Here is a 24733-nt window from a genome sequence, read left to right as displayed (position 1 = left end):
CGCCGCGCGTGCCGATAGATACACGTCAGACAAACCTGCATATAAAAAGGCAACGCATGTTTAAACGTATAAAAGTGATTACTCTTCTGATTTCGGTGCTGCTTGTGCTCGGCATTATGCAACTGATCTCCGCCGGCATTTTCATTAACGCGCTCAATAACGATAAAGAGAACTTCACCGTTTCTCAGGTTTCCAGCCAGAACGTGGCGGAGTTTACCGATGCATGGATTAGCCTGAACCAGGCGCGCGTCACCCTGAACCGCGGCATGCTGCGCCTGCAAAGCAGCATGGCTTCCCAAATCAACGGCGGCCAGCTGAACGAGCTGGTGAATACCACGAAAAACCTGCTGGCCGACGCGCAGGCCCACTACGATACCTACTACGCGCTGCCGGAAACCCCGGGGCTGGATGAGCGCCTGGCCGACAGGCTGGAAGAACAGTACCGCATTTACTCCGCCACGCTGACGCAAATGAACGTCCTGCTGGGCCAGGGTAATCTGGAAGATATGTTCAAGCAAAATGCGGAGCAGAAACAGACCGCGATGCAGAAGGTCTATCACGAGTGGCGTGAGGCACAGGCCGCGCTTACCGCGAAAGGCATCAAGGACAATGAAAGCGACTACAAGCGCATTCTGTGGATCCTTTCTGCGGTGATGCTGCTGGTGATCGCGGTGATTATTTCCAGCTGGGTTGCGATGCGCCGCGTGCTGCTGCTGCCGCTGGAAGAGGTGATTAACCACATCCGCGCCATTGCAGCAGGGGATTTAACCCAGACCGTTCAGGCTGAGGGGAAAAACGAAATGGCGATCCTGGCGCGTAACGTCCAGGAGATGCAAACCGCGCTGGCCAACACGGTGGGCGTGGTGCGTGAAGGCGCAGACACCATCTACACCGGCGCGGGTGAAATTTCTGCCGGCAGTAACGATCTCTCTTCCCGTACCGAGCAGCAGGCCGCGTCGCTGGAAGAAACCGCCGCCAGCATGGAGCAACTGACCGCTACCGTGAAGCAAAACGCCGATAACGCGCGTCAGGCTTCCCGTCTGGCGCTGGATGCCTCCTCCACCGCGAAGAAGGGTGGGAACGTGGTGGAAGGCGTGGTGCGCACAATGGATGAAATCGCCACCAGCTCCAGCAAAATAGCGCAGATCACCAACGTGATCGACGGTATTGCCTTCCAGACCAACATCCTGGCGCTGAACGCGGCGGTAGAAGCCGCGCGCGCGGGCGAACAGGGCCGCGGCTTTGCGGTGGTTGCGGGCGAAGTGCGTACTCTGGCCCAGCGCAGCGCTCAGGCGGCGAAAGAGATCAAAGCGCTAATCGACGATTCTGGCGAGCGCGTGAACGCAGGCTCTCAGCTGGTGAATGAGGCGGGCGCGACGATGGCGGAAATCGTCAGTGCGGTTACGCGCGTAACGGACATTATGGGCGAGATTGCTTCTGCGTCCGACGAGCAGAGCCGCGGTATCGACCAGGTAGGTCAGGCCGTGGCGGAGATGGATCGCGTCACCCAGCAGAACGCCTCGCTGGTGGAGGAGTCTGCGGCAGCGGCGGCAGCCCTGGAAGACCAGGCGGCGCGCCTTAACGAAGCGGTGGCGGTATTTAAAATTACCCGCAGCCAGGCGGTGAAGGCAGCCCCGGTGAAAAGCGTTGCAGCCAGGGCGCAGCCCGTAGCGTCGGCGTCTGAAGCGAACTGGGAAACGTTTTAACCCGGTGCCGGGTAGGCGTTCGCGCCACCCGGCAAAATCACGTCTCCGAAGCCGGAACGACCCTCGGTTTTTCCGGCTTCGCCCTCACCGCAATCACCACCCCAAGGACCAGCAGCGCGATCCCGCAGGCCGTTAACAGCGGCGGCACGCTTTGGCGCATCAGGAAGGTATAGAGCAGCCCGGCCAGGGTTTCGAAGACAATCAGCGGCCCCAAGATCACCGTCGGCAGCTTCTGGCTGGCCACGTTCCAGCACAGCGCGCCTACCCATGAACACAGCACGGCAATGGCTACCATCAGCCCGACGAACACCCACGGGCGCGGCCCAAAGGGCAGGGTAAACGCCGGCTGCTGGCTGCCCAGCCAGATACACGCGCCGACATAGCCCACTAACGAGACGGGGAGCGTCACCAGCGCCTGCGCCGTGGCCCACATCATCGGGTGTTTGTCCGGGTTCTCCCGCAGCCAGCGCGCGTTGCGCAGGGCATACCAGGCCCAGCACGCCACCGAGATGAACGCTAACAGGATACCCGAACCGTAGCGCCACAAGCTGAAATCCTCCAGACCGTGGCGCAGCTCGGCGATATTAACGCACACCAGCCCCACAGCGGTGCAGGCCAGCGCCGGCGCCATTTTTGACCACGCCAGCCTGCCGTCACGCTGGCTGTAAAGCAGGTTCGCGAAAACCGGGATCACGACCGGCAGCGTACCGATAATCATGGTGGAAACCGGCGCGCCGGTGCGCTGAATGGCGCTTGCCAGACAAACGTAATAGATGAGATTGCCCATCATAGTCAGCGCCAGCGCGGTGCCCCAGTCCTGACGACCAAGCTGGCGCAAGCGCGCGCGTCCCAGCCACGCCAGCGGCACGGCAATCAGCCCCAGCGCCAGATAGCGTCCGGTAGACTGCAATATCGCCGGATACTCCGGCACAATCAGCGGGCCAACGAAAATCAGCCCCCACATTAAACCCGCAAGCAGGGCATACAACACGCCGCTAATCATCTTCTCATCCACAGTGATTCATTTTGTAACCAGTGTAGGAGGCGGACGCGCGCGCGTATTGTATGAGATTGCGCATCAGCGCCTGGCAACCTGCTTCTGGTAGCGCACGGGCGTAATGCCGTAGCGGCGGGTAAAGGCGCGGGTCAGGTGCGACTGATCGGTCAGCCCCGTTGCGGCGGCCACTTCGGCGGCAGGCATGCCGTGCGTAAGGAGCGCTTTGGCGCGCCACAGGCGAATGGCCATCAGCATCTGATGCGGGGTGACGTGAAAATGGGCTTTGAACTGACGCTGAAAATGGTACGGGCTGAGCGAGACGACGTTGGCCAGCTCGTCCAGGGTAAGCGAGCGCATATAGTTATCGTGCAGATAGTCGCGAACGCGTTCGAAGCGGTGCGCGCCTTCGTTAACGACCGGCGCATGGTGGGCCAGCGGCTGAAAAGTCTGAATCAAATCCAGCAATAACCCCTTCTGTGCCAGCGGATCGTCCGTATGCCACAGGCCGTAAATCAGCTGGCCGATTTGCTGCGAGCGCAGCGGGTCATGGCGGGTTACGTCGCTAAACCACCAGTGGCGCAGGCCGGTGACCTCCTCCAGCAGATCGGGTTCGAGATAGACCATCCGATAGCGCCAGCCGCCCTCGGTTGCAGACTCTCCGGTGTGGATCTCGTCCGGGTTCATGGTGACAACGGATTTTTCAGCGGCGAGATGCTGGGTCCCGCGATAGCGAAAGCGCTCGGCACCGGTTTCGATGGTGCCGATGCCGAAGGCTTCATGGGTATGAGGCTCGAAGGCGTAGTCAGAGATATGGGCATGATAAAGCTCAAGACCGGGCAGCTGCGCCAGATGGCGAAAGCGCGCGCTGTCTCTCTCATCAGTAAACTGTTCCGGTACGCCTTGCACGGTGAGCCTCCTTGTGGGTCATCGCTTCATTATCAGAGATGACCCAGGGGGATGCCACAAAAAATAACCGATTCTTAACAATTACAGAATGGCTTTGATGCTTTCCGCCAGCGGCGTCGTCGGACGGCCAATCAGCCTGCTCAGGGTACGGCTGTCGTCAAACAGGCCGCCTCTGGACGCGCCCGTGTCGGAGTCCGCCAGCATATCCGCCAGCCCGGCAGGCAGCCCTGCGCCCTTCAGCGCGGCGGCGAAATCCGCTTCGCTCAGGTTCTGATAAGCCACCGGCTTGCCGCTCTGCCTGCTCAGTTCCGCCGCCAGCTCGCTCAGCGTCCAGCCGTGGTCGCCCGCCAGCTCGTAGACCTTGCCTGCATGGCCCTCTTCAGAAATGACTTTCGCCGCTGCCGCCGCGTAATCCGCACGGGTCGCGGAGGCTATTTTGCCGTCACCCGCCGCGCCAATAAACACGCCGTGCTCGAGGGCTGGCGGCGCGCTCGCCAGATAGTTTTCGGTATACCAGCCGTTGCGCAGCAGGGCATAAGGCACGCCGGAGGCCGCCAGCGCATTTTCGGTTTCAACGTGCTCTGCGTGCAGGCCCAGCGGGGAGTTATCCGCGTGCAGCAGGCTGGTGTAGGCGATGAACTTCACGCCTGCCGCTTTGGCAGCGTTAATCACGTTCTGATGCTGTACGGCGCGCTGGCCCACTTCGCTGGAGGAGATGAGCAGCAGTTTATCCACGCCGTTCAGCGCGGTGGTGAAGGCAGCTTCATCGGTGTAGTCCGCCTGACGCACGTCGAGCCCCTGCTGACTCAACGCGTCGGCTTTCGCCGGGTTACGCACGATAGCCACAATCTGGCTGGCCGGAACGGTTTTCAGAAGCTGTTCAATAACGAGTTTGCCAAGCTGGCCGGTAGCGCCGGTAATTGCGATCATGATGAATCTCCTTCGTGTTTGTCTGGTGTTGTGGCACACTAGCACCATAACTAACTTTTAGTAAGTACGTACAAAAAGGTAAGTATTAAAATGACGATACCAATGCTCACCGAGCAAATGCGTGACGGGAATCTTTTTGCCGAACAGTGCCCCTCCCGGGACGTGCTCAAACACGTAACCAGCCGCTGGGGCGTGCTGATCCTGGTGGCATTACGCGAGGGCACGCACCGCTTCAGCGACTTGCGCCGCAAGATGGGCGGCGTCAGCGAGAAGATGCTGGCCCAGTCGCTTCAGGCGCTGGAGCAGGACGGATTTGTCGATCGCGTCTCGTATCCGGTCGTGCCGCCGCATGTGGAGTATAGCCTGACGCCGCTGGGCGTTGAGGTAAGCGAGAAAGTGGTCGCGCTGGCGGACTGGATTGAGGTGAATACGCCGCAGGTGCTGGCGAACCGGGACGAGCGCGCGGCCTGATGCCCTCAGCCTGACCCTCTCCCGCGGGAGAGGGAACAAACGTTAAAAACGGCAACGTGCGTTGCCGTTTTGCTTTTACCTGCTCAAATCCACCTGATAAATCGCAAAGCCAACGTCATCCGTCGCGACCTTTTTCATCGGATACTGGGCTTTATCCTGAATAAACGCGGCTGCCTTATCGGACGGTGAGGTCTCAAAGCGAATATCCAGCGTTGTGTCGCTGTGGATGGGCGCCAGACGCCAGTTGTTATCCACCGCCGGATGAATTTCACCCGCTTTTTTAGACTCTGCGCCGATCCACGCCGCCAGCACCGAGCGGTTCTCGTCCGGGGACGCAAAGGCGATATGGCTGTCGCCCGTTCCGGCGAACTTACCGCCATAGGCGCGATAGTTATTGGTCACCACCAGGAAGGTCGCATTCGGGTCAATGGCCTTACCGTTGAAGGTCAGGTTTTTGATGCGCTCCGCCTGCGGGTTTATCGTCTGGCACTCGCCGTCATATCTGGCGGGCTGGGTTACATCAATCTGATACTCCACGCCGTCGATCACGTCGAAGTTGTAGGTGCGGAAGCCGTCCCAGTTAATCAGCGACTGCGGCTTGCTGCTGTGCGGGTCGATCTGGTTAAACTGCCCGGCGGAGCACTCCAGCCACTCCTTCACCTCTTTCCCCGTGGCCTTCACCACGACGAGGGTGTTGGGATAAAGATAGAGGTCGGCGGCGTTGCGGAAGGTCAACTGGCCTTTTTCCACCTCAACGTAGCTGGCCGGATCGTTCTTGCGGCCGCCCACCTTGAACGGCGCGGCGGCAGACAGCACCGGCAGTTTTGCCAGGTCCGGGTCGCCCTGAATAAAGTGTTCGGCGTAGGCTTTCTGCGCCATGTTTACCACCTGCACGGTCGGGTCATCCTGAACCAGCGCCAGGAAGCTGTACATGTTGTCGGCTGATTTACCGATCGGCTTGCTGACAAATTCACGCGTGGCGTCGTGATCGTGCTTCAGCACCTCGACCAGCGGTTTATCTTCTGCGGCCAGGGATTTTTTCGCGGCGACGTCATAAATCGGACGCGCTTGCGCTTTCGACTGCGTGACTTTCCAGCTTCCGCCGTCGTTATTCAGCACCAGATCCACCACGCCAAGATGATCGCCCCACATGCCCGGCATCACGGACGGTACGCCGTTGAGCGTGCCTTTTTCGATGTCTGCGCCTTTGATTCCGGCGAAATCTTTGCCCGGAAAGACCGCGTGGGCGTGGCCGAACAGGATCGCATCGACGCCCGGCACCTGGCTGAGGTAGTAAACGGAGTTTTCGGCCATCGCCTGATACGGGTCGGCGGAGAGGCCCGAGTGGGCGACAACCACCACCAGGTCTGCGCCTTTCGCGCGCATCTCCGGCACGTACTTACGCGCGGTTTCGGTAATATCGTTGACGGTCACTTTACCGTCGAGGTTGGCTTTATCCCACGTCATGATCTGCGGTGGTACAAAGCCGATATAGCCGATTTTCAGCGTCTGTTTTTTACCGTCCCGATCGACGGCGTCGGTCTCTTTAATCAGATAAGGGGTAAACAGCGGCTTCTGGGTTTTAACGTCGATGATATTGGCGTTAACGTACGGGAATTTAGCCCCTGCCAGCGCGTCGTGCAGGTATTTAAGCCCGTAATTAAATTCGTGATTGCCCAGGTTGCCGACGGCATAGTCCAGCGTATTCATCGCCTTATAGACCGGGTGGATCTCACCGTTCTTCAGCCCCTTCGCCGCCATGTAATCGCCGAGCGGGCTGCCCTGAATCAAATCGCCGTTGTCCACCAGCACGCTGTTTTTTATCTCACCGCGAGCGGCGTTAATCAGGCTTGCCGTGCGCACCAGGCCGAATTTTTCGGTTGGGGTATCTTTGTAGTAATCGAAGTCCATCATGTTGCCATGCAGATCGGTGGTTTCCAGAATGCGGAGATCCACCGTCGCTGCCTGAACGCCTGCCGCAATCAGCGTTGCCAGGAGCGTTGCGCTAAACTTAATCATCTGAGGAGTCCTTTTTTTCGATCCAAGCCACAAAAGAATATGTATGTATATTTTATTGCTTACAGAAGTGTGAATGCTGCCAGAAAAAAGGCCCCTGAAACCAGAATTGCTTCACAGATAGCGGAATTGTTCACATTACGATATAACTAAAACAATAAGTTATGCCCACTGCGTTAACGAAGAGGTGGAGAATGTTAGATAAGATTTGTCAGCTCGCACGGGATGCGGGTGATGCGATCATGCAGGTGTACGACGGTGCGCAGCCGATGGACGTTGTCAGCAAGGCGGACGACTCTCCGGTTACGGCGGCGGATATCGCGGCGCATGCGGTGATCCTGAAAGGCTTACAGGCGCTGACGCCGGACATCCCGGTGCTTTCCGAAGAAGCGCCCCAGAGCTGGGACGAACGTCAGCACTGGCAGCGTTACTGGCTGGTGGATCCGCTCGACGGCACCAAAGAGTTCATCAAGCGTAACGGTGAATTTACTGTGAACATCGCCCTGATTGAAAACGGGAAAGCGGTGCTGGGCGTGGTTTACGCTCCGGTGATGAAGGTGATGTACAGCGCGGCGGAAGGCAAGGCCTGGAAGGAAGAGTGCGGGGTACGTAAGCAGATTCAGGTGCGCGACGCGCGTCCACCGCTGGTGGTGATCAGTCGCTCGCACAGCGACAGCGAGCTGGAGGAGTACCTGCAGCAGCTGGGCGAACATCAGACCACGTCGATTGGCTCGTCGCTGAAGTTCTGCCTGGTGGCGGAAGGGCAGGCGCAGCTGTACCCCCGTTTCGGGCCAACGAACGTCTGGGATACCGCAGCGGGCCATGCCGTTGCCGCTGCGGCCGGTGCGCATGTGCATGACTGGCAGGGCAAGCCGCTGGACTACACCCCGCGCGAGTCATTCCTGAACCCGGGCTTCCGGGTATCACTTTACTGAGCCAGCAGCTTGTGCAGCAGGGCAACCACCTGCTGCACCTCATCCTGGGTCAGCGCGCCGTCTTTGACCCACGCTACGCGGCCCTCTTTATCCAGTACGATAACCGCTGAACTCTCTTCTTCCAGCTGCCAGGCCTTACGCGTCACGCCGTTGCTGTCGACAATAAACTGCGACCACGGATAGAGCTTCTTATTGCTCTCCAGGCTTGAACGCACAAACATCCCGGAGCCGGGAATGGCATCGTCGGTGTTCACGATGGTGGTGGTCTGGTAGCGGTCGTGAGGGAATTTTGCTGACTTGATCGCCTCCACGAGTGTCGCGTTTTTCTCTTTTGCGGATGTACGACCGGCAATATGTTGTACAACTCTCACTTTGCCCGCGAGCTGCGCGCTATTCCAGGCTTTATAGCTAAACTTATCATTGTCGAGAATCAATTCTCCCCGGTCAGCAATGCCGACGGGCGGAACGCGTTGTCCTTTTTCAATGTTATGTGCGGATGCCATCAGAGGCAGCAACAGGCAAGCTGCTGCCAGGATGTTACGTAGGGTCATGGTGTTTCCTTATTGTGAGCAGGTGATCCGACCACTTGGTCATGCGCTTTAATCATAAGTGCGATCAATGGGCTTTTCCCGCAATCCCGATGCCAGTTTGCGGGCGAACGCACATATCCTTGCAAAAACGACGGCATATACTGCTCTGCATCACGGTTTGCAAAGATTATTCTGAATAATTGTAATCAAACGGTAAATAAACTTATGCACACTGGGTAAGTACGAGGTTCTGGTCTATAGTCATTGGGCATCAAAATTTGCGCTCAGGACAGTCGGGCCGATTGTGGCACCGCAAGAGCGTATGATTCACAGGAGATACAAGAATGAAAATTTTCCAACGCTACAACCCGCTTCAGGTGGCGAAGTACGTGAAGATCCTGTTCCGTGGACGGTTGTACATCAAGGATGTTGGCGCTTTTGAGTTCGATAAGGGGAAAATCCTTATCCCGAAAGTGAAGGACAAACAGCACCTGTCTGTGATGTCCGAAGTCAACCGCCAGGTTATGCGTCTGCAGACTGAGATGGCTTAACCAACGTGCTATGCAGTAGTTAAAAAGACGGCTCCCGATGGGAGCCGTTGATGTATTTAGGGTATATGAGCTATTACGCCGACACCTTCTCTTCCGCGTCCGGCAATTTCGGCACCAGCACGGTCGGCTTGCTGTCAATACGCGTCACCAGCAGCTGGTCGATGCGGTAGTTATCGATATCCACCACTTCAAACTTGTAGCCTGAGAACTTCACCGAGTCGGTGCGTTTCGGGATTTTACGCAGCATAAACATCATAAAGCCGCCGATGGTCTCGTAGTTTCCGGACTGCGGGAACTCGTCGATATCCAGCACGCGCATCACGTCTTCAATCGGCGTACCGCCGTCGATCAGCCATGAGTTCTCGTCACGCTGCACAATTTGCTCTTCCAGCCCCTGGCCGACCAGGTCGCCCATCAGCGTCGTCATGACGTCGTTGAGGGTAATAATACCTACCACCAGCGCGTACTCATTCATGATCACCGCAAAGTCTTCCCCGGCGGTTTTGAAACTTTCCAGCGCTTCGGAGAGCGTCAGGGTATCCGGCACAATGAGGGTGTTGCGGATCTGCACGCCGCTGTTCAGCGCCAGACTCTGGTTCGCCAGCACGCGGTTCAGCAGGTCTTTGGAGTCAACATAGCCGATGATATGGTCAATATCTTCGTTACAGACCAGGAACTTGGAGTGCGGATGCTGCGCCACCTTGGTCTTCAGGCTCTGCTCATCTTCATGCAGATCGAACCAGATGATGTTTTCACGGCCGGTCATGGAAGAGGGAACGGTACGGGATTCCAGTTCGAACACGTTCTCAATAAGTTCGTGTTCCTGCTTGCGCAGCACGCCGGCCAGCGCGCCGGCTTCCACCACCGCATAAATATCGTCGGAGGTGATGTCGTCCTTACGCACCATCGGCAGCTTGAAGATGCGGAAAATGACGTTCGCCAGGCCGTTAAAGAACCACACCAGCGGGCGGAAGACGTACAGACAGAAGCGCATCGGGTTGATGATACGCAAAGCCACGGCTTCTGGCGCAATCATACCGATGCGTTTCGGGGTCAGGTCCGCGAACAAAATGAACAAACCGGTGACCAGCGAGAAGGAGAGGATGAAGCTCAGCTGCTCGGCCAGCTCTGCTGACATGTAGTTAACGAAGAGGCTATAAAACGCCGGGGAGAATGCTGCATCGCCCACGATACCGCCAAGAATGGCGACCGCGTTCAGGCCAATCTGCACCACGGTAAAGAACATGCCGGGATTTTCCTGCATTTTCAGAATGCGTGATGCGTTGATGTTGCCCTCGTCGGCAAGCAGCTTCAGTTTGATTTTACGGGAGGCTGCCAGCGAGATCTCAGATATCGAGAAAAATGCGCTGACGGCAATGAGACAAAGTATTACTAAAATACTGTTTAACATAGTTTATCCGGCGTAACGCCAGATCCTCAGAAGGGGAGTTGATACCATTCGTGTGAAGACACATTGAACTCAGCTCGTAGCGTTGAGCCGATTATTTCAGCGGTAGTATAGCGTAAAGAGATGTAAATCTGCCAGAGGTCACGTTTTCGACAAAAAAAGCCGGACCGGCACAGGGCCGATCCGGCGCAAGGGCGTTATTTTACGGGGGATAAGCTAACATCTCCCACCGCCTGGCGGGTAGCTTCGCCGCCCCAGACCTGATCGTACTCGTAGCCCGTAAGCTGCTTTATGACCGCGCGGGTGTTGGCGTCACAGTCGCGGTAATCGCCGCCAAGCTTCCGACGGGCGATCTCCTTGAGCAGCACCTTGTGCGTTTCACGGGTCAGCTTGAATTTATAGGTAGTGAAAAAGCTCACGGCCAGCAGCGCTGCGGTGGCAAAAATCATCAGGCCGATTATCGCCCCGAGGGCGCTTTCAGGCTGCGCGCCGCTGCCTTTCACAAAGCCGGACTCCTGCAACACCAGGCCGATAATCATGATGGCAATCGCGACGGTGCTTTTGCGCGTCAGCACCATCACGCCGGCAAAAATGCCTTCCCGGCGCTGCTGCGTGACGATTTCGTCGATATCCGGAATAAAGCTGTAAATATTCCACGGGATATAATAAAGGCCGGATCGGGCGGCACCCAGCAGGATAAAGACGGCGGAGAACAGCAGCGTCGGTACCTGTGTTTCAGTGAGATAGACCGTAAACAGGAACGCCAGCACCAGAAAGATGCAGCCATACGAGAGGCGCAGCGCGGCGGAAGGGGTTATGTTGAGCCTGTTCAATAGCAGCATAAATCCGTACGTGCCCGGCACGGAGGCAAACGCCGCAATACTCAGCCAGCCGGACACCGCTGCCGCGTCCTGACTCAGGCAATAGACTACGTAATAGGTAAATACTGAACCAAATACGTCCATCGCGGTGAAGGAAAAAATATATATCAGAATATGCAGGCGGAACGCGCGAATACGGAATGACGAAAAGAGATCCAGAACCAGATATTTCAGGTGATTACCTATTCCGCTGCTGCGCCGGGTATCCATCTTAAAGTCCGACTCCTGATGCACGTCTTTTGCTTCCCAGGTGGTGTACCAGGTAATAAATACCGCAATACAAAAGACGCAGGAAAATATCAGCCCGGTCAGCGTATAGGTAAATGAATTATCCTTGCCGGTAAACTGCATAATTACGCCGGGGACCGACACCGCAAGAAAACCGCCCAGCTGGGAGCAAATCATACGTACGCCGGACAGGCGGCTGCGCTCTTCATAGCGGTTGGTCATTTCAGCGGCGAGGGTCTCCCACGGCACCAGCACCATCGCCGACAGCAGCTCGATAGAAAGGTAGGTGCCCAGGTAATACCAGTAGCCCATATCCGTCAGCCACAGCAGGGCATACAGAAACATGAGCGGGGAGCTGAGTAATAAGAAGAAGCGGCGACGGCCAAATTTACGCCCAAGCCAGGTATCGCCGAAATTATCGGTGATATACCCCATTATCGGGCTTAATAACGCATCAATGACGCGGGCTATGGCAAATATAGAACCCGCTTCTACGACGGATAATCCGCAGTAGGTGGTATAAAAAAATAGCAGCCAGGTGCCGATAATGGCGAAAGCGCCTCCGCCAAAGAGGTCGGTTATGCCGTAGCCAAGCGCCACGCCATAACCCACTCTGCGTTCAGTTGGTTTAACCATAATAATATCCAGTGTAGGGTAGATGTAGAGGTTGTTTTTTTATTTCACTGCTGGACTACACGTGACGTTCTGATTATTAATATCAATCCATTGCCTTAGCTGAGACGATCGATAAAAAGCCTCCACGAGCCTGAGTGATATTCCGGCGGTACGGATATCGATAAAATCCGTATTCTCCGGGTGATGAATGGCGTGATAAAAACGGCGAATGGCCTGCTGGTGTCCTAATCCCCAGTAACTTTTCGCCGTGCCGTCGGGAGAAGCATCGCTTTCAAGACGAAACCGCTCGTCGGGCGTTATGCGCCATAGGGTGTTGTCGTTAAGCAACAGCGAGCCGCGTTCGCAGCGGATCTCCAGCCAGAGGGGGGAGTCCGCGGTGTGACAGTTGCTGGCATAAAACAGGCCGCGGGCCCCGTTGGCGAAGTGCAGCGTGGCCATCGCGCTGTCTTCCCCTTCCGTGACGTCGGCCAGCTCACCGCAGTCGACCACCCCCTTCAGCCGCGTCACGCCACCGCCGAACCACTGCATCAGGTCGAGAGTATGGATCGCCTGGTTGATCAGCAGGCTTCCGCCTTCCGTTGCCAGCTTTCCACGCCACGGGCTTTCCGTGTAGTACGCGCCAGAGCGGGACCAGGTGAGTACGGCCTTGATACTTAACATCCTGCCCAGCCCGCCCTCCGCCAGCTCCTTGCGAATGCGCAGGCTGGTAGGGTTGAGCCGGTTCTGGTAGCAAACGCCGAGCCTGCCGGGCGCCTGCACGGCGGCAGAGGCAATGTCCGCAAGCTCGCTGCTGTTCATGCCCACCGGTTTTTCACAAAAAACATGCTTCCCGGCGGCCAGCGCCGCCAGAATCATATTTTTATGTTCGAAGTGGGGCGTGCAGATATGCACCACATCGATACTCTCATCCAGCAGCATTTCCCGGTAATCCTGATAAAAGCGGCACCGATAGTTCATCGCCAGCGTCAGCCCTTTGACGCTGTCAGTGTCTACCAGCGCGCGCAGGGCCACGTTGGGGAGTTGCCTCAGGGCATTCACGTGGCAGCCGTGAATGGCCCCGGCGCCGATAATCGCCGCGTTGAGGTGTGTCATCTCGCCCCCTTACCCGGCCGCATTGGCGAGCATTTGCGCCTTAACGCACAGCTCGGCCGCCTTGAACGCGTGTGCCTGGGTCATGGCATTTTCAGTGCGGTGCAGGCAGTCGAGGATCAGGGCGCCAAAGTACGGGAATCCGACCTGCCCGGCGACCGGATAGCGGAACTCGCCCTCCTTATTGACGAGGTAGACCACATCCTGCTCGCCACGGGTAAGATCGACATACTTGCGGATCTCGATATAGCCGTCGGTACCGAGCAGCGTCAGGCGACCATCGCCCCAGGTAGAGAGCCCGTCAGGAGTGAACCAGTCGCAGCGGAAATAGCCGCTGGCGCCGTTTGCCCCTTTAATCATGGCGTCGCCAAAATCTTCGAAGGCCGGATGCTGAGGGTGGTTAACGTTGCGCACCTGGCTGGCCACCACGCGGGCATCGCTGTTGCCGGTATAAAACAGGAACTGCTCGATCTGGTGGCTGCCGATATCGCACAGGATGCCGCCAAAGTAGCGACGATCGTAAAACCACGCCGGTCGGCCCGTGCCTTCCCGGTGCGGCCCCGTGCCAAGGGTTTGCACCACGCGACCAATCGCCCCCTGCTGCACCAGCTGCCCGGCAAAGACCGCGCTTTCCACGTGCAGGCGCTCGCTGTAGTAGACCGCGTATTTTCTCCCGGTTTTCTCCACCATCGCTTTGGCATCGGCCAGCTGTTCCAGCGTGGTGAGCGGCGCTTTGTCCGTGAAGTAGTCTTTGCCCGCCGCCATTGCCTTCAGCCCCAGCGCGCAGCGTTCGGAGGGGATGGCTGCCCCCGCGACCAGACGTACCTCGTCGTCGTTGAGTATCACCTCCAGCGACTCCGCGACTTTCGCCTGCGGGTACTGCTGGATAAATTTATCCACGTTGGCCGGGTCGGGATCGTACACCCACTTCAGCGTGGCGCCTGCTTCAATCAGGCCGTTACACATGCCGTAGATATGCCCGTGGTCGAGCGCGGCGGCGGCAAACACAAATTCACCCGCCTGCACCACCGGCTGCGGTTTGCCGACCGGCGCGTAGTTCATTCCGTCATTCTTGTTCATGGTTACAGTCCTCGATCCAGATCTTTACCCAGAGGGATAGCGCCCACTTCGCTGAAGCTGGTGACGCTTGCGGATTTTTCATAAAAACGGGGGGCGAGAGCATTAATGCCGCCGGTCAGGTAGAACGGGTCATCGCTGCGGATGGGTAAGGCGACGATACTGCGGGTGATGGCCGACTTGTAAATTGCGGTTATCAGCTCCAGCGAGCGCTTACCCTGCACGCCGTCCACCAGCGGGGCCGTGCCGCGCTCAATGCTCTGGAGCAGGTCATTAATCTGCCCGGCGTGGAGCGTCCATGCGAGCCTGGGTGTCTCCTGAAACACGGCGTTTAGCCGCGCTTCGCGTTCAGCGTCGCTGGTCTCCTGCGGGAACCCGTTGTCGGCGCTTACGCTGGCAAAAGCCTGCCACGGCGCGGAGATGCGCGCCTTATCGCCCTGAATAATGATTTTCTGGTCTTCGCCGTGGTGCACCACCGAAGCCGTAAGCTGCGTGAGCGCGCCGCTGGGGTATTTAAATATCGCGGCGCTAAGATCTTCCACCTCGGCGTTATCGTGGGCCACGTTGCTCATCATCGCCACCACCTCAGACGGAAAACCGAGCATCCACTGAATGGCGTCAATGTGGTGCACCGCGTGGTTAAGCGTGCAGCCGCCCCCCTCTTTTTCCCACGTGCCGCGCCACCACAGGTCGTAGTAGCAGTGCCCGCGCCACCAGAACGAATCTACCTGCGCATGGCAGATCTTCCCGGCGAGGCCGGAATCCACCGCCGCTTTTAAGCGCCAGAAGGCATCGGTGAAGCGGTTCTGGGCAATAACCGAGAGCATTTTTCCGCTGGCCTGCTGTGCGGCGATCATCGCGTCGCACTCCTCCAGCGAGGCGGCCATCGGTTTTTCACACAGCACATGGCAGCCCGCACGCAGCGCATCAATGCTGATTTCCGCATGAACATAGGGCGGGGTGCAGACGTCAACGATGTCCAGCGCGACCGTTTCTTCCAGCATCTGCTGATGGCTGGCGTACACGCGGGCCTCCGTCAGGCCGTAGCGCGCTTTTTTCTCCTCCGCTTTCTCCGGGTAGATATCAACCAGCGCGACAATCCGGCAGCGCTGTCCAAACTGCAAATAACCCTGAATATGGTTATGGGCAATGTTGCCCGTTCCCACAATGGCGACATTTAGCATCGATTTTCTCCGGCGTTACCAGGTGCCCGAGGCGTCCAGCGTGATGCTGGCGGCCCCTTTATCTACAGAGGTGCTGATGCGCTGCTGAAGCAGGCGTAGATACTGTTTTTCATTCAGCGGCAGCTCAACCCAGTCGTCGGTCCAGGTCGAGAGGTGCATGGCGTTTGAGAGCGTTAAGCCGCGAATGCCGTCCAGACCCGGCGCAATTAGCGGTTCGCCGCGCAGCACGGCGGCGCAGAAGTTGGCGGTGATAACGTGATGCTCGCTGTATTCAGGGGCTACGGGGAGGGTGACTTCCCAGCATTCCGGCTCGCCAAAGCCATTCTGCCAGCGGGCGTTAAACGAGGTTTCCGATTCGCGCAGCCGCCAGTAGCGCAGTTTCCCTTCCTCAACGACGACTTTGCCGCGATCGCCCACGATCTCCAGGCGGTTGGTACCCGGCGTTTCCGCGACGGTGGTGATGAACACGCCGGTCGCGCCGTTGGCGTACTCCGCATAGGCGGTGACCTCGTCTTCCACTTCGATATCGCGATGCTTGCCGAACTGGCAAAACGCGCGCAGACGAACCGGCATGCCCACCAGCCACTGCCACAGATCGAGCTGATGCGGATCCTGATTGAGCAGCACGCCGCCGCCTTCGCCTTTCCAGGTGGCGCGCCAGCCGCCGGAGTTGTAATAACTTTGCGAGCGATACCAGTTGGTGATGATCCAGTTGGAGCGGCGGATCTCGCCCAGCTCGCCGCTGTCGATCAGATCTTTCACTTTCTGATACAGCGGGTTGGGCCGCTGGTTATACATGATGCCGAACACCACGTCGCACTCGCGGGCGCAGGCGTTCATCTCCTGCACCTGCGCGGTATAAACGCCTGCCGGCTTCTCGCACAGGGTATGAACGCCGTGACGCATCGCCAGCATCGACAGGCGCGGATGGTCGTAATGCGGCGTAGCGACAATAACCGCATCAATAAGCCCGCTCTGGAGCATCTCCTGCGCGTCACTGAACAGCGGAAGGGTGCCAACCAGCTGACGAATGGCGGGATGCTTATCCACCGCGTTATCGCACACCGCGGTCAGGCAGGCGTCGCTGACGGTACCGGCCAGTAAATAGCGCGCGTGAACCGTACCGATATTACCTACACCAATAATGCCAAAACGTACCTTCTCCATGTCTCACCTTAATTTCAGCCAAAAAGCGTGATGACCGAAAAATAGGAAAGGCGAGCCGCAGCGACAATGTGTTTTTGTGAGAATACTCGCAAGGTCAATAAGTAAACTCTAACCGTTTTGAAATTTAGTTTTAAAATCAATGCGCTGTTTCTGCAAATATTTGCAAAAACTGATTGAGAGCGAGGTCACACTATGCCGGGCAGGTTAAAAATGGAGGAGATCGCCTCCCTGACGGGGTATTCCGTGAGCACGGTTTCCAGAGTGTTAAGCGGCAAGTCTTACACCAGCGACAGGGCCCGGGAGGCGATTGTCCGCACCGCGCGGGAGCTTGGCGTGCTGGAATCGATGGCGAGCGGGCGGCTCTTAATTAACGGCATCGCGGTATTTGCTCCCGAAAGAACCTTTCAGGGGCGCGGGGATATTTTTTATCTGGAAGTGACCAAAGGTATTGCCGAGGCCAGCGCGCCGCACAATGTCTGGATCAGCTATTGCGGATTAGAGGAACAGCATGCGGATGTGAAATTATTTATGGAAAAAGCCAGCCATAAAAATATTAACGCGATCATTATCATTGGTACGGATGATTCCACCATATTTAAGCTGGCCAGTACGCTAAATAAACCCTGCGTATTAATTAATTCCGTCGACCGGGATCGGGTGCTGGATTCCGTTTCTCCCGATCACCGCGCGATTGGCTTTACCACCATGCAGTATCTCTTCGAGCAGGGGCACCGGCGGGTGCTGACCATCACCTGCTTGCGGCGGGACACGCTCTATGCGCGGCTGGACGGCATAAAAGAGGCGTACCGGCATTTTCACGTGGCGTTTGAGCCGCAGCGGGACCTGCTGGTCACGGAGTGGTTTACGGCGGAGGAGGCTGAACGCGAGCTTGACGCATGGCTGTCAGGCCACGACAGAGCGCAGTGGCCCGAGGTGATTTTTCCCAACAGCACCAGCATGACGGAGGGCGTGCTCAGGGCACTCCGGCGCCACGGGCTGCGCGTGCCGGAAGATATCTCCATCATCACCACCGATTTTGCATGGAACTTAGCCAACCGGCTGGAAAAGCCGATTACGGGGATTGCGGTGCCCTGCCGGGAGCTGGGGATAGAGGCGGTGCATTTGGTGCAGACGCGGCTTAACCGGCCGCAGGCGCCGGTCTTTAACCTGCTGTTGCAGGGGAAAGTGCTGGATTACGGTTCGGTGAGCAACGCCACGCGCCACGCGGCTCGCGTGGCGCTGGATCGGTAGTCAGGCCTGCTGCGGCGGCAGGCAAACGCCGATGCCGCCAATACCGCAGTAGCCGTACGGATTTTTATGCAGATACTGCTGGTGGTCGTCCTCGGCATAGTAGAACGGTTTTGCGGTGGCGATTTCGGTCGTCACCTGGCGTTTATCACCCGCTGCCTGCATCGCTTCCTGGAAGCGCGTCAGGCTGGCACGGGCGGCGGCCTCCTGCTCTGGGGTGAGCGGATAGATGGCCGAGCGGTATTGGGTGCCGTGATCGTTACCCTGACGCATGCCCTGCGCCGGGTCATGGTTTTCCCAGAACACCTGGAGCAGCTGTTCATAGCTGATGACGCCCGGGTCATACACCACGCGGACCGCTTCGGCATGGCCGGTCTCACCGGAACAGACTTCGCGATAGGTTGGGTTAGGCGTATACCCTCCGGTATAGCCCGCCGCGGTGCTGTACACGCCCGGCAGCTGCCAGAAGAGGCGTTCCACGCCCCAGAAGCAGCCCATGGCGAACAGGGCGATCTCCATTCCATCAGGAACGTTTGTCATTGAATGGTTGTTTACGGCGTGTAATGTCGCCACGGGCATAGGGGTGTTGCGTCCCGGTAACGCATCGGCCTGTGATACCAGATGCTTTTTATCGAATAAACTCACGGTGGGGCCTCCCGGGTGGCGTTGTTTCGGTTAAGGTTGTCACGACGCGTTTAATTGAACACAATAAATGCGATGAATGAGTCTAGATTTAATCATAAGAAATATTTGGGTGTTACACCCTTTTTCAACCCGTTATTTGGGTTTTTGGCCACCAGGCCGTATTTTGCCGCGGAGCGGCACTGCATTTGCTTCCAGGGTGGAAACAGGGATATTCAGGAGAAAACGTGACAAAGATCCGCCAGTTATGTTTGGTCAGTTTAATGCTGACAAGCGGGATTGCCAGCGCGGCGAATGTCCGTTTGCAGGTTGAGGGGCTATCCGGGGCGCTGGAAAAAAACGTGCGTGCGCAGCTTTCCACCATCCAGAGCGACGAAGTGACGCCGGACCGGCGTTTTCGCGCGCGCGTGGATGACGCTATCCGTGAGGGCCTAAAGGCGCTGGGGTATTACGAGCCCACCATCGATTTCGATTTACGCCCGCCGCCGGCCAAAGGGCGGCAGGTGCTGATTGCCCGCGTTTCGCCGGGCGAACCCGTTTTAATTGGCGGCACAAACGTGGTGCTGCGCGGCGGTGCGCGTACGGATCGGGATTATCTCGACCTGCTCAGCACCCGCCCGAAAGTGGGCACCGTCCTGAATCACGGTGATTACGACCGCTTTAAAAAGTCGCTCACCAGCGTCTCGCTGCGCAAAGGCTACTTCGACAGCCAGTTCAATAAAAGCCAGCTGGGCGTCGCGCTGGAGCGGCGTCAGGCGTTCTGGGATATCGATTACGACAGCGGCGAGCGCTATCGGTTTGGCGACGTAACCTTCGAAGGCTCGCAGATCCGCGAAGAGTACCTGCAAAACCTGGTGCCGTTCAAAAAGGGCGACTACTACCAGTCCAGCGATCTGGGCGAGCTTAACCGCCGTTTGTCCGCCACCGGCTGGTTTAACTCGGTGGTGGTGGCGCCGGAGTTTGAGAAGTCCCGTAAAACGAAGGTTTTACCGCTGCATGGCGTGGTCTCTCCGCGCACCGAGAACACCATTGAGACCGGTGTCGGCTACTCCACGGATGTCGGCCCACGGGTGAAAGCCCAGTGGCGAAAACCGTGGATGAACTCCTACGGCCACAGCCTGACCACCAGCGTCAGCCTCTCGGCACCCGAGCAGCAGCTGGACTTCAGCTATAAAATGCCGCTGCTGAAAAACCCGCTTGAGCAGTATTACCTGCTTCAGGGCGGCTTTAAGCGCACCGATTTGAACGATACCGAGCAGGACTCGACGACGCTTGCGGTATCCCGCTTCTGGGATCTCTCCAGCGGCTGGCAGCGCGCCATCAACCTGCGCTGGAGCCTCGACCACTTTACCCAGGCAAACGTCACCAACACCACCATGCTGCTTTATCCGGGGGTGATGATCAGCCGTACCCGCTCGCGCGGCGGCCTGATGCCAACCTGGGGCGATTCGCAGCGCTACTCCATTGATTATTCCAATACGGCCTGGGGTTCGGACGTGGACTTCTCGGTGGTACAGGCGCAGAACGTCTGGATCCGCACCCTGTACGACAAACACCGCTTCGTGGTTCGCGGCAACCTCGGCTGGATTGAAACCGGCGACTTTGAGCGCGTTCCGCCGGATCTGCGCTTCTTCGCCGGGGGCGACCGCAGCATTCGCGGGTATAAGTACAAATCGATCTCGCCTGAAAACGAAAAAGGGCAGCTGACCGGGGCATCTAAGCTGGCGACCGGCTCGCTGGAGTACCAGTACAACGTCAGCGGCAAATGGTGGGGCGCCATGTTTGTCGACGGTGGTGAAGCGGTGAACGACATCCGCCGCAGCGATTTCAAAACCGGCGCGGGCGTGGGCGTGCGCTGGCAGTCACCGGTCGGGCCGATCAAGCTCGATTTCGCCGTTCCGGTGGGTGACAAAGACGAACACGGTTTACAGTTTTACATCGGTCTGGGGCCTGAATTATGAGTTTATGGAAGAAAATAAGCCTCGGAGTGCTGATTTTTATCGTATTGCTGCTTGGTGCGGTGGCGTTTCTGGTGGGCACCACCACCGGCCTGCACCTGCTGTTTAACGCCGCGAACCGCTGGGTGCCGGGGCTTGAAATCGGTCAGGTGACGGGCGGCTGGCGCGATCTGCGGCTGAAAAATATCCGTTACGAACAGCCCGGCGTGGCGGTAAACGCCGGTGAGTTTCATCTGGCGGTGAAGCTGGGCTGCCTGCGGGATAGTCAATTGTGCGTAAACGATCTGTCGTTAAAAGACGTTAACGTGGCGATAGATTCCGAGAAAATGCCAAAGTCTGCGCCGGTCGAGGAAGAGGATAGCGGCCCGCTTAATCTCTCCACGCCGTACCCGATCGCGCTCAGTCGGGTGGCGCTGGATAACGTCAATATCAAAATCGACGATACGACGGTGTCCGTGATGGACTTCACCTCCGGCCTGCGCTGGCAGGAGAAAAACCTCACCCTGACGCCAACCTCTTTGCAGGGGCTGCTGATTGCGCTGCCGAAGGTCGCTGACGTGGCGCAGGAAGAGATCGTTGAGCCGAAGATCCAGAACCCGCAGCCGGAAGAAAAACCGCTGGGTGAAACCCTGAAGGCGCTCTTCTCGAAACCGGTTCTGCCTGAGATGACCGACGTGCATCTGCCGCTGAATCTTAATATCGAATCGTTCAGGGGCGAGCAGCTGCGTCTGACCGGGGATACCGATCTGACGGTCTATAACATGCTGCTTAAGGTCAGCAGCATCGACGGCAACATGAAGCTCGACGCGCTGGATATCGACACTAACCAGGGCTCGGTGAACGCATCAGGCAACGCGCTGCTGCGCGACAGCTGGCCGGTGGATATCACGCTTAACAGCGCCCTGAACGTCGATCCGCTGAAGGGCGAGAAGGTGAAGGTGAAGGTTGGCGGTGCGCTGCGCGACAAGCTGGAGTTCGGCGTAAACCTCTCCGGTCCGGTGGATATGGTGCTGCGTGGGCAAACCCGGCTGGCGGAGGCCGGTTTACCGCTCAATCTTGAGCTCGTCAGCAAGCAGCTTTACTGGCCGTTCACCGGCGAAAAACAGTTCCAGGCCGACGATCTGAAGCTGAAGCTAAGCGGCAAAATGACCGATTACACGCTGTCGTTCCGTACGGCAGTGAAGGGGCAGGGTGTACCTCCCGCCGATATCACCCTCGATGCGAAGGGCAACGAGCTGCAGGTTAACCTCGACAAGCTGACCGTGGCGGCGCTGGAAGGGAAAACCGAGCTGACCGCGCTGCTCGACTGGCAGCAGGCGATCAGCTGGCGCGGCGAGCTGAAGCTGACCGGCATCAACACCGCCAAAGAGGTGCCGAACTGGCCGTCAAAACTGGATGGTCTGATCAAAACCCGCGGCAGCCTGTACGGCGGCACCTGGCAGATGGACGTGCCGGAGATCAGGCTCACCGGCAACGTGAAGCAGAACAAGGTCAAGGTCGAAGGTTCGGTTAAGGGCAACAGCTATCTCCAGTGGGTGATCCCGGGCCTGCACGTGGCGCTCGGCCGCAACACGGCGGACATTAAGGGTGAGCTGGGGGTGAAAGACCTGAATCTGGATGCCACCATCGACGCGCCGAATCTTGATAACGCCCTGCCCGGGCTGGGCGGCACGGCGAAGGGGTTAGTGAAGGTTCGCGGTACGGTTGAAGCGCCGCAGCTGCTGGCAGACATCACCGCCAATAACCTGCGCTGGCAGGAGCTCTCCATCGCCCGCGTACGGGTCGACGGCGACGTGAAGTCCACCGATCAGATTGGCGGAAACCTGGACCTGCGCGTGGAGCGTATCTCCCAGCCTGACGTGAACATCAGCCTGGTGACGCTGGTGGCCAAAGGTAACGAAAAGCAGCACGATCTCCAGCTGCGCGTGCAGGGCGAGCCGGTCTCCGGTCAGCTCCACCTGGCAGGCAGTTTTGACCGTGAAGCGACGCGCTGGAAAGGCGTGCTGGATAACACCCGCTTCAGTACGCCGGTAGGGCCGCTGGTGCTGTCACGCTCTGTCGCGCTGGACTATCGCAATGCGGAGCAAAAGATCAGCATTGGGCCACACTGCTGGACCAACCCGAATGCCGAGCTGTGCGTGCCGCAGACCATTGATGCGGGGGCGGAAGGGCGCGCGCAGATCAACCTCAACCGTTTCGACCTGGCGATGCTGAAACCGTTTATGCCGGAAACCACTCAGGCCAGCGGCGTCTTTAGCGGTAAAGCGGACGTGGCGTGGGACACCACCAAAGAGGGGCTACCGCAGGGTAGCGTTACGCTCTCCGGGCGTAACGTGAAGGTGACGCAGGAGGTCAATGACGCGCCGCTGCCCGTGGCGTTTGACACCCTGAACCTGAATGCCGACCTGCGTAACAACCGCGCCGAGCTGGGATGGCTTATCCGCCTGACCAACAACGGCCAGCTTGACGGACAGGTGCAAATCACCGATCCGCAGGGCCGACGCAATCTTGGCGGCAACGTCAATATTCGCAACTTCAACCTGGCGATGGTGAACCCGATTTTCTCGCGCGGGGAAAAGGCGGCGGGCATGCTCAGCGCCAACCTGCGCCTGGCGGGGGATGCGCAAAGCCCGCAGCTGTTCGGCCAGATGCGGTTAAACGGTGTGGATATCGACGGTAACTTTATGCCGTTCGATATGCAGCCAAGCCAGCTTGCGATGAACTTTAACGGCCAGAGCTCAACCCTCAGCGGTTCAGTGCTGACGCAGCAGGGGCAAATTAACCTGAGCGGTGACGCAGACTGGAGCCAGCTCGACAACTGGCGCGCCCGTATTGCGGCCAAGGGCAGCAGGGTTCGCATCACGGTACCGCCGATGGTGCGGCTGGACGTGTCGCCAGACGTGGTCTTTGAGGCGACGCCGAGTCTCTTCACGCTGGATGGCCGCGTTGACGTGCCGTGGGCGCGCATCGTCGTGCACGAGGTGCCGGAAAGCGCGGTCGGCGTCTCCAGTGATGAAGTGATGCTCGATGAAAATCTGAAACCTCTTGAACAGAAGAGCGCCGGCATACCGATCAATAGTAATCTTATCGTGCACGTGGGGAATAACGTGCGTCTGGACGCGTTTGGGCTGAAGGCGAGGCTCACGGGCGATCTGAAAGTGGCGCAGGATCAGCAGGGGCTTGGCCTGAACGGGCAAATCAATATTCCTGAAGGGCGCTTCCATGCCTACGGCCAGGATTTGATTGTGCGTAAAGGCGAGCTGCTGTTCTCCGGTCCGCCGGATCAGCCGGTCCTTAACATCGAGGCGATTCGTAACCCGGACGCCACCGAAGATGACGTGATTGCGGGCGTGCGCGTTACCGGCTCTGCCGACGAACCTAAGGCTGAAATCTTCTCAGACCCGGCCATGTCGCAACAGGAAGCGCTCTCGTACCTGCTGCGCGGTCAGGGGCTGGATAGCCAGCAGGGCGATGGCGCGGCAATGACGTCAATGTTAGTGGGTCTGGGGGTTGCACAAAGTGGTCAGGTTGTGGGTAAAATCGGCGAGACGTTTGGCGTAAGCAATCTGGCGCTGGACACTCAGGGCGTGGGTGACTCTTCGCAGGTAGTGGTCAGTGGCTATGTACTGCCGGGTCTGCAGGTAAAATATGGCGTGGGGATCTTTGACTCGCTGGCTACACTCACGTTACGTTATCGCCTGATGCCTAAGCTATATCTGGAAGCAGTGTCCGGCGTAGACCAGGCACTTGATCTGCTCTATCAGTTTGAGTTTTAGCAATGCGAATATTTGTTTACGGCAGTTTACGAACCAAGCAAGGCAACAGCCACTGGATGACCAACGCCCAGTTGCTGGGAAATTACACAATCGAAAACTACCAGTTGTACAGTCTGGGCCACTATCCAGGCGCGGTTCCGGGGAACGGAACGGTACAGGGTGAAGTTTATCGTATTGATAATGCTACGCTGGCCGAACTTGATGCCTTGCGCACCAGGGGCGGTGAATACGCTCGCCAGCTGATCCAGACGCCTTACGGCAGTGCATGGATGTACGTGTACCAGCGTTCGGTTGACGGGTTAAGGCTGATTGAAAGCGGTAACTGGTTAGACAGAGACCAGTACTGAAAAACGACAACGCCACCGTAAGGTGGCGTTGTTTTTTATTCATTCAGCTC

General features: G+C 58.0%; 20 protein-coding genes. 8 read left to right on the top strand and 12 right to left on the bottom strand.

All coding sequences use genetic code 11. From position 1 onward, the window contains the following. The first annotated feature begins 56 nt into the window (after nucleotides 1–56). Complete coding sequence (locus tag HWQ14_RS02505) at nucleotides 57–1706, top strand: methyl-accepting chemotaxis protein (protein ID WP_176608888.1); 1650 nt, start codon at nucleotides 57–59, stop codon at nucleotides 1704–1706. Nucleotides 1707–1743: 37 nt separating this feature from the next. Here HWQ14_RS02505 and HWQ14_RS02500 read toward each other — a convergent pair whose 3' ends face one another. From HWQ14_RS02500 to HWQ14_RS02490, 3 genes are all read right to left on the bottom strand, one after another. Further along, nucleotides 1744–2709, bottom strand: a complete 966-nt coding sequence (locus HWQ14_RS02500; protein ID WP_148421959.1) for a DMT family transporter — start codon at nucleotides 2707–2709, stop codon at nucleotides 1744–1746. A gap of 75 nt (nucleotides 2710–2784) precedes the next feature. Further along, nucleotides 2785–3609, bottom strand: a complete 825-nt coding sequence (locus HWQ14_RS02495; protein ID WP_176608887.1) for an AraC family transcriptional regulator — start codon at nucleotides 3607–3609, stop codon at nucleotides 2785–2787. Between the two features lie 81 nt (nucleotides 3610–3690). Continuing rightward, complete coding sequence (locus HWQ14_RS02490) at nucleotides 3691–4539, bottom strand: SDR family oxidoreductase (protein ID WP_176608886.1); 849 nt, start codon at nucleotides 4537–4539, stop codon at nucleotides 3691–3693. Between the two features lie 90 nt (nucleotides 4540–4629). Between HWQ14_RS02490 and HWQ14_RS02485 the strand changes: the two genes are divergently transcribed. Next, a complete protein-coding gene (locus HWQ14_RS02485) occupies nucleotides 4630–5010 on the top strand; it encodes a winged helix-turn-helix transcriptional regulator (protein ID WP_176608885.1) in 381 nt (126 codons plus the stop codon). A gap of 75 nt (nucleotides 5011–5085) precedes the next feature. On the opposite strand, the gene HWQ14_RS02480 is transcribed toward HWQ14_RS02485, so the two are convergent. Continuing rightward, a complete protein-coding gene (locus HWQ14_RS02480) occupies nucleotides 5086–7029 on the bottom strand; it encodes a bifunctional 2',3'-cyclic-nucleotide 2'-phosphodiesterase/3'-nucleotidase (protein WP_176608884.1) in 1944 nt (647 codons plus the stop codon). A gap of 191 nt (nucleotides 7030–7220) precedes the next feature. On the opposite strand from HWQ14_RS02480, the gene cysQ reads away from it, so the two are divergent. Continuing rightward, complete coding sequence (gene cysQ / locus HWQ14_RS02475; RefSeq protein WP_148421904.1) at nucleotides 7221–7961, top strand: 3'(2'),5'-bisphosphate nucleotidase CysQ; 741 nt, start codon at nucleotides 7221–7223, stop codon at nucleotides 7959–7961. Here cysQ and HWQ14_RS02470 read toward each other — a convergent pair. Further along, complete coding sequence (locus tag HWQ14_RS02470; protein ID WP_176608883.1) at nucleotides 7955–8512, bottom strand: YtfJ family protein; 558 nt, start codon at nucleotides 8510–8512, stop codon at nucleotides 7955–7957. The two genes, cysQ and HWQ14_RS02470, sit on opposite strands and share 7 nt — an antisense overlap. Before the next feature lie 323 nt (nucleotides 8513–8835). Here HWQ14_RS02470 and HWQ14_RS02465 point away from each other — a divergent pair, with 323 nt between their 5' ends. Then, nucleotides 8836–9042 carry a DUF1107 domain-containing protein gene (locus HWQ14_RS02465; RefSeq protein ID WP_003856054.1) on the top strand — a complete coding sequence of 69 codons (207 nt, stop codon included), beginning with the start codon at nucleotides 8836–8838 and terminating at the stop codon, nucleotides 9040–9042. Between the two features lie 73 nt (nucleotides 9043–9115). Here HWQ14_RS02465 and HWQ14_RS02460 read toward each other — a convergent pair whose 3' ends face one another. From HWQ14_RS02460 to HWQ14_RS02435, 6 genes are all read right to left on the bottom strand, one after another. Continuing rightward, nucleotides 9116–10453, bottom strand: coding sequence for a hemolysin family protein (locus HWQ14_RS02460; protein WP_148421912.1), 1338 nt, complete (start codon nucleotides 10451–10453; stop codon nucleotides 9116–9118). A 194-nt stretch (nucleotides 10454–10647) separates the two neighbouring features. Continuing rightward, entirely contained in the window at nucleotides 10648–12195 is a 1548-nt protein-coding gene (locus HWQ14_RS02455) for an MFS transporter (protein ID WP_176608882.1), read from the bottom strand. Between the two features lie 39 nt (nucleotides 12196–12234). Next, on the bottom strand, nucleotides 12235–13287 hold the full coding sequence (locus tag HWQ14_RS02450) for a Gfo/Idh/MocA family protein (protein WP_176608881.1): 1053 nt from the start codon (nucleotides 13285–13287) through the stop codon (nucleotides 12235–12237). 9 nt (nucleotides 13288–13296) lie between these two features. Then, on the bottom strand, nucleotides 13297–14364 hold the full coding sequence (locus HWQ14_RS02445; protein WP_176608880.1) for a Gfo/Idh/MocA family protein: 1068 nt from the start codon (nucleotides 14362–14364) through the stop codon (nucleotides 13297–13299). Nucleotides 14365–14366: 2 nt separating this feature from the next. After that, nucleotides 14367–15545, bottom strand: a complete 1179-nt coding sequence (locus HWQ14_RS02440) for a Gfo/Idh/MocA family protein (RefSeq protein ID WP_148421919.1) — start codon at nucleotides 15543–15545, stop codon at nucleotides 14367–14369. A 15-nt stretch (nucleotides 15546–15560) separates the two neighbouring features. Continuing rightward, a complete protein-coding gene (locus HWQ14_RS02435; protein WP_176608879.1) occupies nucleotides 15561–16712 on the bottom strand; it encodes a Gfo/Idh/MocA family protein in 1152 nt (383 codons plus the stop codon). Between the two features lie 192 nt (nucleotides 16713–16904). Between HWQ14_RS02435 and HWQ14_RS02430 the strand changes: the two genes are divergently transcribed. Next, on the top strand, nucleotides 16905–17963 hold the full coding sequence (locus HWQ14_RS02430) for a LacI family DNA-binding transcriptional regulator (RefSeq protein ID WP_148421923.1): 1059 nt from the start codon (nucleotides 16905–16907) through the stop codon (nucleotides 17961–17963). Here HWQ14_RS02430 and msrA read toward each other — a convergent pair whose 3' ends face one another. Next, nucleotides 17964–18605 (bottom strand): peptide-methionine (S)-S-oxide reductase MsrA, encoded by a 642-nt coding sequence (gene msrA, locus HWQ14_RS02425; protein WP_148421924.1) that lies wholly within the window; start codon nucleotides 18603–18605, stop codon nucleotides 17964–17966. 224 nt (nucleotides 18606–18829) lie between these two features. Here msrA and tamA point away from each other — a divergent pair, with 224 nt between their 5' ends. Genes tamA through HWQ14_RS02410 form a run of 3 tightly spaced genes read left to right on the top strand, consistent with a single transcriptional unit; the run spans nucleotide 18830 to nucleotide 24683 of the window. Next, nucleotides 18830–20563, top strand: a complete 1734-nt coding sequence (gene tamA / locus HWQ14_RS02420; RefSeq protein ID WP_148421926.1) for an autotransporter assembly complex protein TamA — start codon at nucleotides 18830–18832, stop codon at nucleotides 20561–20563. Next, entirely contained in the window at nucleotides 20560–24336 is a 3777-nt protein-coding gene (tamB, locus tag HWQ14_RS02415; RefSeq protein WP_176608878.1) for an autotransporter assembly complex protein TamB, read from the top strand. Before tamA ends, tamB begins: the two co-directional genes overlap by 4 nt. Before the next feature lie 2 nt (nucleotides 24337–24338). Next, entirely contained in the window at nucleotides 24339–24683 is a 345-nt protein-coding gene (locus tag HWQ14_RS02410; RefSeq protein WP_148421929.1) for a gamma-glutamylcyclotransferase family protein, read from the top strand. Nucleotides 24684–24733: the final 50 nt, after the last annotated feature.

Source organism: Enterobacter cloacae, from assembly GCF_013375935.1.
GTDB classification, from domain to species: domain Bacteria; phylum Pseudomonadota; class Gammaproteobacteria; order Enterobacterales; family Enterobacteriaceae; genus Enterobacter; species Enterobacter pasteurii.
The sequence above is the reverse complement of the archived record's forward strand: the minus strand, read 5'-3'. Positions and strand labels throughout refer to the sequence as shown.

Bases quoted from the DNA above. Each gene is read 5' to 3' on its own strand.
- HWQ14_RS02450 (WP_176608881.1), bottom strand. From the start codon at position 13,287: ATGACACACCTCAACGCGGCGATTATCGGCGCCGGGGCCATTCACGGC.
- HWQ14_RS02430 (WP_148421923.1), top strand. From the start codon at position 16,905: ATGCCGGGCAGGTTAAAAATGGAGGAGATCGCCTCCCTGACGGGGTAT.
- HWQ14_RS02460 (WP_148421912.1), bottom strand. From the start codon at position 10,453: ATGTTAAACAGTATTTTAGTAATACTTTGTCTCATTGCCGTCAGCGCA.
- HWQ14_RS02435 (WP_176608879.1), bottom strand. From the start codon at position 16,712: ATGGAGAAGGTACGTTTTGGCATTATTGGTGTAGGTAATATCGGTACG.
- HWQ14_RS02480 (WP_176608884.1), bottom strand. From the start codon at position 7,029: ATGATTAAGTTTAGCGCAACGCTCCTGGCAACGCTGATTGCGGCAGGC.
- HWQ14_RS02485 (WP_176608885.1), top strand. From the start codon at position 4,630: ATGACGATACCAATGCTCACCGAGCAAATGCGTGACGGGAATCTTTTT.
- HWQ14_RS02455 (WP_176608882.1), bottom strand. From the start codon at position 12,195: ATGGTTAAACCAACTGAACGCAGAGTGGGTTATGGCGTGGCGCTTGGC.
- HWQ14_RS02490 (WP_176608886.1), bottom strand. From the start codon at position 4,539: ATGATCGCAATTACCGGCGCTACCGGCCAGCTTGGCAAACTCGTTATT.
- HWQ14_RS02465 (WP_003856054.1), top strand. From the start codon at position 8,836: ATGAAAATTTTCCAACGCTACAACCCGCTTCAGGTGGCGAAGTACGTG.
- HWQ14_RS02505 (WP_176608888.1), top strand. From the start codon at position 57: ATGTTTAAACGTATAAAAGTGATTACTCTTCTGATTTCGGTGCTGCTT.
- HWQ14_RS02445 (WP_176608880.1), bottom strand. From the start codon at position 14,364: ATGAACAAGAATGACGGAATGAACTACGCGCCGGTCGGCAAACCGCAG.
- cysQ (WP_148421904.1), top strand. From the start codon at position 7,221: ATGTTAGATAAGATTTGTCAGCTCGCACGGGATGCGGGTGATGCGATC.
- tamB (WP_176608878.1), top strand. From the start codon at position 20,560: ATGAGTTTATGGAAGAAAATAAGCCTCGGAGTGCTGATTTTTATCGTA.
- HWQ14_RS02440 (WP_148421919.1), bottom strand. From the start codon at position 15,545: ATGCTAAATGTCGCCATTGTGGGAACGGGCAACATTGCCCATAACCAT.
- HWQ14_RS02470 (WP_176608883.1), bottom strand. From the start codon at position 8,512: ATGACCCTACGTAACATCCTGGCAGCAGCTTGCCTGTTGCTGCCTCTG.
- HWQ14_RS02410 (WP_148421929.1), top strand. From the start codon at position 24,339: ATGCGAATATTTGTTTACGGCAGTTTACGAACCAAGCAAGGCAACAGC.
- HWQ14_RS02500 (WP_148421959.1), bottom strand. From the start codon at position 2,709: ATGATTAGCGGCGTGTTGTATGCCCTGCTTGCGGGTTTAATGTGGGGG.